The organism is Ancylobacter sp. VNQ12 (assembly GCF_049445835.1).
Lineage (GTDB): Bacteria > Pseudomonadota > Alphaproteobacteria > Rhizobiales > Xanthobacteraceae > Ancylobacter.
In genome coordinates this window covers 538,635-550,739 of sequence record NZ_JBMSDU010000002.1, presented here as the reverse complement: position 1 = coordinate 550,739, position 12,105 = coordinate 538,635, and the positions used below count along the sequence as shown (strand labels likewise).

12 protein-coding genes and 1 tRNA gene are annotated in these 12,105 nt (G+C 62.2%); 8 read left to right on the top strand and 5 right to left on the bottom strand.

The genetic code is table 11. The annotated features are described in order from the left end of the window. Positions 1 to 2 precede the first annotated feature (2 nt). Entirely contained in the window at positions 3 to 1,031 is a 1,029-nt protein-coding gene (locus tag ACO2RV_RS06260; RefSeq protein ID WP_423290918.1) for an SDR family oxidoreductase, read from the bottom strand. Between the two features lie 241 nt (positions 1,032 to 1,272). Here ACO2RV_RS06260 and galE point away from each other — a divergent pair, with 241 nt between their 5' ends. The 7 genes from galE (at position 1,273) to ACO2RV_RS06225 (ending at position 7,450) form a co-directional block, all read left to right on the top strand. Further along, the gene (galE, locus tag ACO2RV_RS06255) at positions 1,273 to 2,256 is read left to right on the top strand and encodes a UDP-glucose 4-epimerase GalE (RefSeq protein ID WP_423290916.1); all 984 of its coding nucleotides are present in this window, start codon (positions 1,273 to 1,275) and stop codon (positions 2,254 to 2,256) included. 108 nt (positions 2,257 to 2,364) lie between these two features. After that, positions 2,365 to 3,465: a CDP-glucose 4,6-dehydratase gene (gene rfbG, locus ACO2RV_RS06250; RefSeq protein WP_423290914.1), complete on the top strand. Its 1,101-nt coding sequence runs from the start codon at positions 2,365 to 2,367 to the stop codon at positions 3,463 to 3,465. Positions 3,466 to 3,467: 2 nt separating this feature from the next. Continuing rightward, positions 3,468 to 4,394 (top strand): NAD-dependent epimerase/dehydratase family protein, encoded by a 927-nt coding sequence (locus ACO2RV_RS06245; protein ID WP_423290912.1) that lies wholly within the window; start codon positions 3,468 to 3,470, stop codon positions 4,392 to 4,394. After that, on the top strand, positions 4,394 to 5,377 hold the full coding sequence (locus tag ACO2RV_RS06240; protein ID WP_423290910.1) for a glycosyltransferase family 2 protein: 984 nt from the start codon (positions 4,394 to 4,396) through the stop codon (positions 5,375 to 5,377). The genes ACO2RV_RS06245 and ACO2RV_RS06240 overlap by 1 nt, the downstream gene beginning before the upstream one ends. Positions 5,378 to 5,388: 11 nt before the next feature. Further along, entirely contained in the window at positions 5,389 to 6,165 is a 777-nt protein-coding gene (gene rfbF, locus ACO2RV_RS06235) for a glucose-1-phosphate cytidylyltransferase (protein WP_423290908.1), read from the top strand. A 140-nt stretch (positions 6,166 to 6,305) separates the two neighbouring features. Further along, positions 6,306 to 7,025 carry a class I SAM-dependent methyltransferase gene (locus ACO2RV_RS06230; protein WP_423290906.1) on the top strand — a complete coding sequence of 240 codons (720 nt, stop codon included), beginning with the start codon at positions 6,306 to 6,308 and terminating at the stop codon, positions 7,023 to 7,025. Between the two features lie 20 nt (positions 7,026 to 7,045). Continuing rightward, positions 7,046 to 7,450: a GtrA family protein gene (locus ACO2RV_RS06225; protein WP_423290904.1), complete on the top strand. Its 405-nt coding sequence runs from the start codon at positions 7,046 to 7,048 to the stop codon at positions 7,448 to 7,450. A 277-nt stretch (positions 7,451 to 7,727) separates the two neighbouring features. On the opposite strand, the gene ACO2RV_RS06220 is transcribed toward ACO2RV_RS06225, so the two are convergent. The 4 genes from ACO2RV_RS06220 to ACO2RV_RS06205 form a co-directional block, all read right to left on the bottom strand. Further along, positions 7,728 to 9,890, bottom strand: a complete 2,163-nt coding sequence (locus ACO2RV_RS06220) for a DUF6311 domain-containing protein (protein WP_423290902.1) — start codon at positions 9,888 to 9,890, stop codon at positions 7,728 to 7,730. A gap of 490 nt (positions 9,891 to 10,380) precedes the next feature. Further along, positions 10,381 to 10,467, bottom strand: a tRNA-Leu gene (locus ACO2RV_RS06215). Between the two features lie 113 nt (positions 10,468 to 10,580). Beyond that, complete coding sequence (locus ACO2RV_RS06210) at positions 10,581 to 11,039, bottom strand: hypothetical protein (protein WP_423290900.1); 459 nt, start codon at positions 11,037 to 11,039, stop codon at positions 10,581 to 10,583. Positions 11,040 to 11,086: 47 nt separating this feature from the next. Then, positions 11,087 to 11,386 carry a hypothetical protein gene (locus ACO2RV_RS06205; RefSeq protein WP_423290898.1) on the bottom strand — a complete coding sequence of 100 codons (300 nt, stop codon included), beginning with the start codon at positions 11,384 to 11,386 and terminating at the stop codon, positions 11,087 to 11,089. 323 nt (positions 11,387 to 11,709) lie between these two features. On the opposite strand from ACO2RV_RS06205, the gene ACO2RV_RS06200 reads away from it, so the two are divergent. Continuing rightward, a complete protein-coding gene (locus ACO2RV_RS06200; protein ID WP_423290896.1) occupies positions 11,710 to 12,063 on the top strand; it encodes a hypothetical protein in 354 nt (117 codons plus the stop codon). Positions 12,064 to 12,105 lie beyond the last annotated feature (42 nt).

Genomic DNA, 12,105 nt, shown 5'->3' with positions numbered 1-12,105 from the left:
GCTCAGCCCTTCACCAGCCCGAGATGGATGAGGCTCTCGGCGCTGGCGAGAATAGCCTCGTCGACCGAGCGCGGCGTCCAGCCCAGCAGGCGCCGCGCCTTCTCGGCCGAGCCATTGCGCACGATGCCGAGCTGCGGCAGCGCCGCCCGCGCCATGGGCAGGCGCAGCGCGGCGAGCCGCACGAGGAAATCCGGCAATTCGAAGCGCGGCACCCGCCGCGCCGCGCCGCCGAGATTTTCCCGCAGGATCAGCGCCAGCTGGTGCAGCGAGACGCAATCCCCCGCCGTGGCGAGAAAGCGCTCGCCCGCCGCTTTGGGATCGGTCATCGCCTTCACATGCAGGTCGGCGACGTCGCGCACATCGACCACGCCGAACCAGATGCGCGGCGCGGCGGGGATCGCTCCCTCCAGCAGCGCCTTGACCAGGCCGACCGAGGTCGACAGGTCGACGCCCAGCGCCGGGCCGAAGACCCCGACCGGGTTGACCACCGCGAGCTCCATGCCGCCGCCCTCGCCGGCGATGAAGTCCCAGGCGGCGCGCTCCGCCAGCGTCTTGGATTTCATGTAGGGCTGCACGTCGGGCGCGTCCGGGTTGGTCCAGTCGCGCTCGTCATGGATGTCGCGGCGCGGCTGGTGGCCATAGCCGATCGCGGCGAAGGAGGAGGTGACGACGACCCGCTTCACTCCCGCGTCGCGGGCGGCGCGCAGCACACGCAGCGTGCCCTCGCGTGCCGGGCGGATCAGCTCGGCCTCATCCCTCGGCACGCCGGCAGGAAAGGGCGAGGCGACATGCATGACGTAATCGACGCCGGCCACCGCGTCGGCCCAGCCATTGTCGCGCTCGAGATCGGTGGTGGCGAAGCTGAGCCGGTCGCCCGGCTCGACGCCGGCACGCGCCAGCATGGACCGCACATCCGCCGCGCGGCCGGAGTGGCGCACGCTGGCGCGCACCTCGTAGCCCTCGCCGAGCAGCTTCAGAATGACATGCGCGGCGATGAAACCCGACCCGCCCGTGACCAGAACCCGCGTCATCGGCTCTCCTTGTGCGCCCGCCGGCGCAGGCCGGCCTGACGCAGGTGGGCATGGACAGCGCGCGCGGCAAGGCGCGAGAAAGCAAGTGCGTGCTCCCACGACGCTTGCCGGTGCAGGGCTGATACTCTATCGCCGTTCCCGGCACGCGATCCCGTGGTCCGGGAATGCGAGGATTGCCGGCAGTCCGACCGCGATGCGGACGCGCGGGCTGCCTGACGTCGCGAGGGGCCGGGGGTATTGCATGACCAACATTCTGGTCACGGGTGGCGCCGGCTATATCGGTGCCCATGCGTGCAAGGCGCTGAGAGATGCCGGCTTTACCCCCGTCGCCTTCGACAACCTCGCCACCGGCTGGGCGGAGGCGGTGCGCTTCGGGCCCTTCGTGCAGGGCGATCTCCTCAACCCCTCCGACATCGCGGCCGCCTTCGAGCGCTTCCGGCCGGCCGCGGTGATGCACTTTGCCGCCCTCTCCCTGGTGGGGGAATCGATGAGCGATCCCGGGCAGTACTGGCGGGCGAATGTGAACGGCGCGCTCAATCTCATTGAGGCCGCGCTTGCCGCCGGCTGCACCAATGTCGTCTTCTCCTCCACCTGCGCCGTCTATGGCGAGCATGGCGGCGGCGCGCTGGATGAGACGACGGCGCGCAATCCCATCAATGCCTATGGCGCCTCGAAGCGCGCCATCGAGGACATGCTGCGCGATTTCGATGCGGCGCACGGGCTGCGGCATGTGATCTTCCGCTATTTCAACGTCGCCGGTGCCGACCCGCAAGCCGAGGTCGGCGAGAGGCACGAGCCGGAGACCCATCTCATTCCGCTCGTGCTGGAGGCCGCCGCCGGCCGCCGACCCGCCATCACCGTGTTCGGAACGGACTATCCCACCCCCGACGGCACCTGCATTCGCGACTATGTGCATGTGTGCGATCTGGTGGACGCGCACGTTCTCGGCCTCAAATGGCTGCTCGATGGCGGCGAGAGCCAGGTCTTCAACCTGGGAACCGGCCATGGCTATTCCGTGCGCGAGGTGATCGACGCGGCGCGCGAGGTGACCGGCCAGGACATTCCGGTGATCGAGGCGCCGCGCCGGGCGGGCGACGCGACACGCCTCGTCAGCGGCGGCGAGCGCGCCGCGCGCGTGCTGGGCTGGCGGCCATCGCGCTCCTCCCTGCCGGCCATGATCGGCGACGCCTGGCGCTGGCATCGAAAAATGGCCCGGATCGTGTAAGGGCCACGGATACGCACTTTCCCGACAGTGATGACCCTGTCCTGTTGGCGGATTGATTTGTCATCCCAAGGCGTGCAGAAAGTCGCCCGTAGGAGTTTGTCAGACCTCATGCTTGCGTTTGAGAAAGCCCTCCGCGGCGCGCGGATCATGGTGACCGGGCATTCCGGATTCACAGGCAGCTGGCTCTGCGCCTGGTTCAACGACATCGGCGTCGAACTGTCGGGCTACTCGCTGGCGCCGGAAACGACGCCCAATCTCTGGCAGTTGCTCGGCCTCGAGCAGGCAATCCCGTCCGTGACCGCCGACATCATGGATTATGATCGCCTCGCAGCCGCCATGGCCGAGGCCCGTCCGGACATCGTCATTCATCTCGCGGCGCAACCCCTGGTGCGGCGCTCCTATCGCGAACCGCTGCGCACCTTCGCGGTGAACGCGCTCGGGACAGCCAATGTGATCGAGGCCGCCCGTCACACGCCCAGCGTGCGCGGCGTGGTCTGCATCACCACCGACAAGGTCTACGAGAACCGCGAATGGGCCTATGGCTATCGCGAAAGCGATCCGCTGGGAGGAAAGGACCCCTACAGCGCCTCGAAGGCCGCCGCCGAGATGATCATCAAGGGCTATGCGAGCTCCTTCAGGGGAAGCGATGATCCTGCCATCGCGATCGCGCGCGGCGGCAACATCATCGGCGGTGGCGATTGGTCCGAGGACCGGCTGATTCCCGATTTCGTGCGGGCGGTTGCCCACGGCTCGACGCTCACGCTGCGCTTCCCCGATGCGACCCGCCCCTGGCAGCATGTCCTCGCGCTGGTCCAGGGCTACGGCATGCTCGCGGCCGGCCTGCTGTCGAACGAGCCGGAACGATATGCGCGCGCGTGGAATCTCGGGCCCGAGGATCCCCGGCAATATTCGGTCCGCACCGTGCTGGAGATCATGGCCGAGCAGTGGCAGCGGCCGGATCTGAACTATCTCGACGCCCCGCTCCCGGAGGCGGGCTACCTTGCGCTCGACAGCCGCCTGGCCATCAACGAGCTGGGATGGACGGTTCCCTGGTCGGTCAAGGAAATGGTGGCCCGCACCGCGCAATGGTATCGCGAATATCATCGGGCCTCGACATCGGATGGAGCCGTCGGCGAAGCCATGCGGGATTTCACGAGGGCCCAGATTCAGGACTGGCGCGCGGCGCAGCTCGCTCTGGCGACAGGGTAGCGATGCGTATTCTCGTCGCGGGTGGGACGGGCCTGATCGGGCAGCGCTTCGTGGAGATGAGTGTCGCCGCCGGGCATGACGTGCATGCCGTCGTCCGGCGTCCCGACCACGCGCTTCCCTGCCCGGTCACCCTCACGCAGTCCCCGCTCGATGCCGCCCTCTACGGCCGCGTGGCGGCAGAGACCAGCACCGACGTCATGGTCAACCTGCTTGCGGCCGGGGTCGAACCGTCCGATCGCAGCACGGAGCGCCTCCTGGCCGCGAATGCCGTGTTTCCCGCGCGGCTCGCCTCCTGCCTGGCCTATTCCGGCGTGCGGGCCATGGTTCATCTGGGTTCGAGCGCCGAATATGCGACCCAGCCCTCATCCGAACCCATCCGCGAGACCGCGTCGCTGGAGCGGGAACGGCTGTACGGCGCGACGAAGGCCGCCGGTTCGATCCTGCTGCAAGCGGCCGCACGGGCCGCGGGTCTGCCCGTCCTGGTTTTGCGGCCCTTCAACATATTCGGCGCGGGCGAGAAGCCTCACAGACTATTCGCCACGGTCGCGCGAAGGTTGCGGCGGGGAGAGCCCGTTGACCTGTCGGACGGAAGCCAGATCCGCGATTTCCTGTGGGTCGACGACGCGTGCGAGACCATCCTGACGGCGGCAGCTACAGTGCTGGAAGGCGGAATGGAAAGCGGGGAGTATAATTTGGCCAGCGGCAAGCCGGTATCCGTTCGTGATTTCGCGTTGACGCTTGCCCGTGTCGCCGGCGCCGACGAGGCGCTGTTGCATTTTGGCACCGTGCCCATGCGTCCAGACGACCTGCCCTATGTGGTTGCCGATACGGCTAAGCTCGACAGCGCCATTGGGGCTGCCGACCGTACCGGTCTCGAACAGGCCCTCGCCGCGGCGCTCCGCGGCATGGGCCAGCAAGGATCATGCTGATGTCGACGGCGCTTGATCCGGCCCCGGTGTCCTTGCCGCTGGTCTCACTGTGCATCCCCGTTCTGAACGAGGCGGACAATCTCGATGCGCTCTACGCCCGGCTGGATGCGCTCGGCCAGCGCATGCGCGACCGCTGCCGGCTCGAATTCGTCTTCTCGGACAACCATTCGTCCGACGCGACGTGGGAGAAGTTGCAGCAGTATGCCACGCGGGATCCCCGTATCCGCGCGATCCGCTTTTCGAAGAACGTCGGTTTCCAGCGCTCCATTCTGGCGAATTACATGCATGCGCGCGGTGACGCCGTCATGCAGCTCGACGCCGACCTCCAGGATCCGCCGGAACTGCTCGAGCAGTTCTTCGATGACTGGAAACAGGGCTATGCGGTGGTCTATGGCGTCCGCCGCCGGCGCCGGGAATCACCGGCGCTGAACGCCTTTCGTCGCTTCGGCTACTGGGTGATCAACAAGATCAGCGAACACCCCATCCCGCCGAATGTGGGCGACTTCCGGCTGCTCGACCGCAAGGTGGTGGACGCGCTTGCGAAGTCCCGCACGCCCAATCCCTATCTGCGCGGCATGATCGCCGGGCTCGGCTTCCGCCAGACCGGCATTCCCTATGACCGTGACGCCCGGGTGGCCGGCAGCAGCAAGTTCGGCATGTCGCGTTTGATGCGGCTCGGTCTTACTGCCATCCTCAATCACTCCACCGTTCCCCTGCGCATGGCCACGATCGTGGGAATCCTGATGCTCTTTGTCAGCTTCATCGGCAGCTGCTTTTTTGTCGTTTCGAAGCTCGTCAATCCGGAAATTCCGCGGGGAATAACCAGCATTCACCTGATTCTATTGTTCGGGATCGGCCTCCAATCGCTTCTATTAGGAGTCATTGGAGAATACATACTCAGAATATATGTGATTCTTCGTGCCGAACCGCTCGCGATCATCGACGAGTCGATAAATATGGATGCAGCCGAACTTAAACTCTGAACGGGTTCAATATGAAACTTGTAATCCTAGCTGGCGGACTCGGTACGCGCATCGCGGAGGAATCCGAGACCAAGCCAAAGCCGATGGTCGAAATTGGCGGGCGCCCGCTGCTCTGGCACATCATGAAGACCTACGCGCACCATGGCGTAACGGAATTCATCATATGTCTGGGATACAAGGGTTACGTCATAAAAGAATTCTTCATGAACTATCAGAGGCATCTTTCAGATATCGAGATAAACCTGAAGGATGGCAGCCATCGGATTCTGGGAAGTCAATCGGAGGACTGGAAGGTCACTCTGATCGATACCGGCGAAAACACGATGACCGGCGGACGACTGAAGCGGGTCGCCCCCTATCTCGGCGACGAGACCTTCTGCATGACCTATGGCGACGGCCTGTCGGATGTCGACCTCACGGCCGAATTCGCGCTTCATCGCCAGAGCGGCCGGCTTGCCACCGTCGCCGCGGTGCAGCCACCCGGTCGGTTCGGCGTTCTGGCCATTGATGATCGTTCGAATGAGGTCTCGTCCTTCCAGGAAAAGCCGAGCGATGAGATCGGCTGGATCAATGGCGGCTTCTTCGTGCTTGAGCCGAAGGCCATCGACTACGTCGCGGGCGATGCGACATCGTTCGAACAAGAGCCCCTTGCCAATCTGGCTTCGGATGGCCAACTCACCGCGTTCCGTCATAACGGCTTCTGGCATCCATGTGATACGCTCCGCGACAAGCGCGAGTTGGAAAAGCTTTGGGCCTCCGGACGTGCGCCATGGCGGTGCTGGAACTGAAGCACTCTGCCGCCAGATTGTGACCATGCCCCATATTGTGTGTCTGGCGGTCGTCATGGCGGGTGGGCTGGTCGCAACGAATGACCTGTTCGGCGGGGGGCACATCCCACCGATGAGCGATGACGAAGAGGGTTTGCCGTATGGATCCGCAGCAGCGTTCCGTCGCTGAAGAGTTCGACACATACAAGACGTCCTATCGCGACGCTGTGAATGCGTCTCTCAGTTTTACCGGTCTGGATGTCGACTTTTTTACTCGCGTTAAGGCTGACTACCTGCGTGATATTTTAACTGAGCGCTTTGCTGAACCTCAAAAAATCGCGCTACTCGACATCGGCTGTGGTGTCGGCAACTATCATAAGCTGCTTTACCCTCATGTGGGTTCCCTGACAGGCGTCGATGTCGCTGCGGAGTGCGTCGCTCAGGCGGCCTCGGAGAATCCGGGCGTTCGGTATGACAGCTACGATGGCGCACGACTGCCATACGACGATCAGTCTTTCGACGCTGCTTTTACTATTTGCGTCATGCATCACGTACCAGTGGAGGGATGGAGCGCGTTCGTCGCCGAGGCGCTGCGGGTACTGCGGCCCGGCGGACTCTTCATGGTGTTTGAGCACAATCCGCTGAATCCACTGACACTTCGGGTGGTCAATCGCTGTCCGTTCGATCGAGACGCAGTGCTCCTCCGGTCAGGCAAGACAACAGGTTTGCTGACAGCTGCCGGTTTCACGGACGTCGCAGCCCGTTTCATTCTCTCAGTGCCGGCGGCGAATCCGATGCTACGGAAGGTCGACCGCCTGCTTGGCTCTCTGCCCTTCGGCGCGCAGTATTATGTCGTTGGAACGAAGCCCGCGGCTGCCTGAAACAGCATTTAGTGACCTGCATGCCCCCCATCCGCCTAAGTGACATGATGCGCCTGGTGCGCTTTGCCCTTACGGGTGGGCTCGCGTCCGGCGTTTATTCGATTGTTGTCATTCTTGCGATTGATCGGCTTGGTGTAAGTGGCTTCTATGCCAGTGTTTTGGGCTATCTTGTTGCTATTCCTGTTTCGTTTATCGGACAGAAGTTCTGGACCTTCCGCGCCACGGGCGCCCTGAAGCGCGAGCTGCCGGGATTTCTATTAGTCCAGGGTCTTAATCTGATTGCGGCAGCAATCATTATGACAATCCTTGTCGATTTTTTCGAACTCGACCGCATTTTCGGCGTCGCGGCAGTGGTAGGGGCGATTCCATTGATGACCTACCTCCTGCTTTCCCGAAATGTCTTCAAGCAACGTATCGATTCGTGAGTTCTCCCCGACCTCGACTTGGCGGGTCATACGAAACTCATCGACAGCTAAGCGAGCAGGATAGGCGGAGGAGCGCGGCGGCGGCACATACCCAGCCTGCTGTCGCGACACATTGGGGCGCAGGTAGTTCAGCCAGTTCGACGACCTCGCCTGGATCGAGTGGTTCGCCGATGCAGGCGTGAACTGGCCACGGTTTGCTCATATACCTCCGCGCAGGGTTCGGCAGACGACGGCACGCACCGCAGCCATGCGAGAAGCACGGCGCGGGAACGCCCGGCTAGGGATTGGCCGGAACATCCACGCGGTAATTGAAGAACCCCCATGTCACTGTGCGTGGATCGTTGTTCAGGCCGACGTCCAAGGGCGACTTAAGTTCTCGGAAATTGAACGTCAGATCGAGATGATCGATGCATCGCTCCAGGGGAAAAACAACATGGATGCGCTGCTGACCAAGCTGATCGAGCTGGATTGTCTTTGACCCACCACCGTAAATCTCCGCCACGGCCGTCTTCACAGCATAGTCCTTGAACGCAAAGGGCACGATCTCGGCACTGAACTCGATCGCTCCGCAAACCTCGCGTGGCAGCTTGCCGAGAAAACGAACCCGTTCGCCTTCTGCCCAACGGTATACCGAACTGGGGGCAGTCCATCCCTGCGCGAGAAATGGACGGCCGTCGCCGTTCGGGTCGAGGGAGGTATTGAGCGGCATTGTCGGCGGGTTCACTGCGCTCCCGACGGTCTCGAGGGTCCCGTCGAGCGGAACCCGCCCACAGAAATAAGCGTACCGCGCTTCGCGGCATTTCACATCGGGACCCAGGCCATAGGCCACGAAGGACGGCGACACGGAACTCTTCATCAATACGAGCAAGGCTCGCGGTAGGTCGACGCCGCGCCATGGATCTGCCGCAAACTCGGCGGCGATGTCCTTGCACGGGCGATTGCCCCGATTGATATAGGCACCGTCAAAGGGGCGCCCGGCGCGCGCCGCCAGCAGCTGAATTTGCAATACTCTGTTGAGATCCTCCTCGGGACCGCACAACGCGCCTGGAAAGACCATGACCATGTCGTGGGATCGGATCAGATCGAGGGTGACATCCCCATCCGGGGGCACACGCGTCGTAACAGCTACCGCGTTGCCATGGGTCAACCGAAACAGGGGCTGCAGATCCACCACCTGAAGCACGATAGCCAAGCTCAGGACGGCGACAAAGTGGCGCCTTTGCAGATTACGATACAATATCGTTATCGCTGAGATAACTATGATGAAGCCGACTGGCCAGAAGAAACGCCCACTTGATCGCAGCGTTGATGTGATCCGCCCGAGGACGGGCCATTCGTCATAGCGAAATTTCGCTATTCTTATATCACCTAGATACACGATTGTTGATGCCGCATATGCAATTAGCAAAACCAATATCAATGCAATGAACGGGCGGTCTTTAATAAGAGATAAGTATGACTTCCAAAAGAAGACGGCCGACACTACGAATATCCCAAGTATTCCGAGACCAAGATAATTGAAGCCCTCATACTGCCCGCCGGTCGTGTCCAGGAAGCCCACCCCAGTCAGTATACTGTACTGTGGCCACACGGGTGACAATAAGTTCATTGAATATATGCCAAATCCACCTATCCCGGGTAAGGACTGACCTGCGCCAATCAGACCCATAAATATCGACATAACTAAGGCGAAAATACCAATTAACATTATAATCGAAATTGCCGCCCCTATCTTTACTTTCCCCAGCCTGCAAGAATCCAGTATACCTGCAACTATTAGCGCGAAACACATAGCAAACAGGTACACATTTACAACAATTACTAATGAAATTGATATGGATAGTATATAAATTTCTACTTTTGATGACGCTGATGTAAATTTTAAATACAAATATATCGAAATCAAGATAAAAAATTGAGCGACGAGCCCTATATGGGGATGCCGAAATATAAACTCCGGCACAAGGATCACTAGAGATGATGAAATGAAAGATGAAAAAACATCCATTTTTAGAAGTCGAAAAATTAAATACCCAAACACTCCATTTAAAATATAACTCGATAATATCCATGCACCCATGTATGGATAAATGTATCCTGTTATCTTAAACAGCGCCTTTCCTATTATGGCAAGGACCGGTACCGCATCGATATAATATATATTAGCACCGGACGGGTAATTAATATAACTTGTAAATAATACAGGCCATCTCCACTTATCATTGGCAAACGAATAGAATCCAGCTAGCGACGTGGCATTGTCACCTATTATATTATTCCAATAACTCTGATAACCAAGAAGCATTTCATACGGCAATATAGAAAATGCAATAATCGCTCCCAGTGTAGCGGAAGCCAGAAGTCCCACTAAATGCCAGGCACGGCCGGCACGACGGCTGCTCAGCGGACCGTCAACCAGCCCATTCCTGCTTACACTCATCTTAACCTATCCGATAAACGGGACCGGACCATGATGGTCCAGGATGGGACCGGCAATTAACCACCTATCCTGCCGAACAACAATCCGATTGAGGCATTCGGAGTTCGCTGCCGTGTTAGCCCAGTTCATTGAGGCCGCCACGGGACAGAGGAGAAGTCAAGGCGATGGCAGCGGATGAGCCGATCGTCGATGGAGAAGCTGTTCCGGCAGGCGGCGCCGGCGTCGATCGCCACCATTTTGTGACACAGGTAAATCTCCCATGCTACTCCAGCGGGAGCACCCAAACGATGCGAACAGTGGCCTCGCCGCGCAAGAAATGCCAACGCCATCGGAGTCGCGCCAGATTCAATCATGGGCTTGATTTGCTTCGCGCTTCCCGGCGTGGCGCGGTGTCCATGGGGAAGGAAATGCCGGCCAGAGCATATTCGGCCGATCCGGGCTCGGCACCTTTGGCCGATGGAGCCCCGACGCACCAAACGTCGTCGGCAAATGGTGCGGGTGGTCGGACTCGAACCGACACTCTGTCGCCAGAAACGGATTTTGAGTCCGTCGCGTCTACCGGTTCCGCCACACCCGCGAGATTGGCGCACCGCCGGCGCAGTGCCGACGGAAGGCGGCGCGGACTATAGTGGCCCGCGCGCCGAGGGCAAGCTCTTCAAGCAAGCCATGCCCGACTTGACGACCCTGCGCTCATGGCGCCGGCTTGCAGGTGCCGAAGGCGGTCAGCACCTTGTCATGCGTCACCGTGGTCAGCGTCACCTGCGGCCGGGTGCGCGAGAGCTGCATCACCCAGCCCACCAGATCGTCCGCGCCCTGCAGCGTGACATTGTCGCCCGCGCTGGCGGCGGAGGCGATCTCGGTGATGTGCGGCAGCCCGGTGTCCGAGACGCTGGCGATGATCTGCTTGCCATAATGCACGAGGAACCGCGCCGGCAGGTCGATGGTGCCGAGCTCGGCCGCGGGCGCGCAGCCCTTCTCGGCCTCGCAGGTGAACACCTTGGTGAAGGTGCAGTCGGCCGCCGGCGGCAGGTCGGGGATCGCCGCTTCCGCCGGTGCGGGAGCCGCCGGGGCGGGCGTCGCCGCGGTCTGCGCCTGCGCGATGGCGCCGCTCGTCAGCAGGCAGAGGGCGGCGGCGGCAATCTTGATCATCGGACGACCTTGTCGCTTCCGGGAAGGGATGATTCGCGGCGTCATGCTCAGTAGACCGGCGTGCGGCACGGCGGATAGGGCGGAGCGCCGCAATAGCCGGGGCCGTAGACCGGGCGCGGCGGGGGCGGGTAATAGGCCGGCGGAGGCGGCGGCGGAGCGCCGTAATAGTAGTAAGGCTTCGGCCGGGTCGCCGCCGTCACCGCCGAGCCGACCAGGGCGCCGGCGACCAGCCCGCCGATGAGCGCGCCGGTGTCGTTCGCCCGCGCAGGCGGCGCCGAGACGACGAGGCTGGGCGCCAGCGCGGCCAGCACCAGCCCGGTGCGCAGCATGATACCGAATCGGGACATGTCGACCTCTCTAGATTCGCGACGGCAAAACTATCGCTGCGCAAGGGGGCGCACAAGGCGGCGGCGCGGCGGCGAAATTCCGCCACGCCGATGAACGCCGGCTAAACGGCCGGCTCAGCCATCGTTCAAACGCTCCGCGCGAAGATGTCTGCGCATCGGGGCCACCTCCTCAAGATCCGGCCCCGGCGCAGCCGAGCCGTCGGAACCGCAACCCGGCGGGCGAAGATCACAGGTTGGCGAACCTTGTCCCGTCCTCGTGCGTTGATTGGCGAGCGCACCGTCGTCCGCCACGCGCCGAGACGGGTGCGCATGGGAGGTCTGAAGTGGATAGACGTGGTTTCCTCATGGCCCTGGCCGGCCTCGCCGGCGCCAGCGCCGTTACCGGCTTGGCGCTGTCGCCCGCCCAGGCGACGCCGCTGAGCCAGCTCAAGAATATGGCCCCGCCGGACGGCGAGGCGATCGACCTTGCCGGCGAAGCCTCCTCGGACATGAGCGCCGGCGCGGCACCCGACGGCACGCCGCTCGAACAGGCCCAGTGGGGCCCGCCGCCCGGCCATGGCTGGGGCCCCCCCGGCCCGCCGCGCGGCCGCTACCGGCGTCGGCGCCGGCGGGTCTGCGGCTGGCGCCGCGACCGCTGGGGCCGTCCCATCCGCCGCTGCTGGTATACGTGGCGGTAGCGGCTGAGGATCGGGGGAGCCGGCAATTCCGGCTTCCCCGTC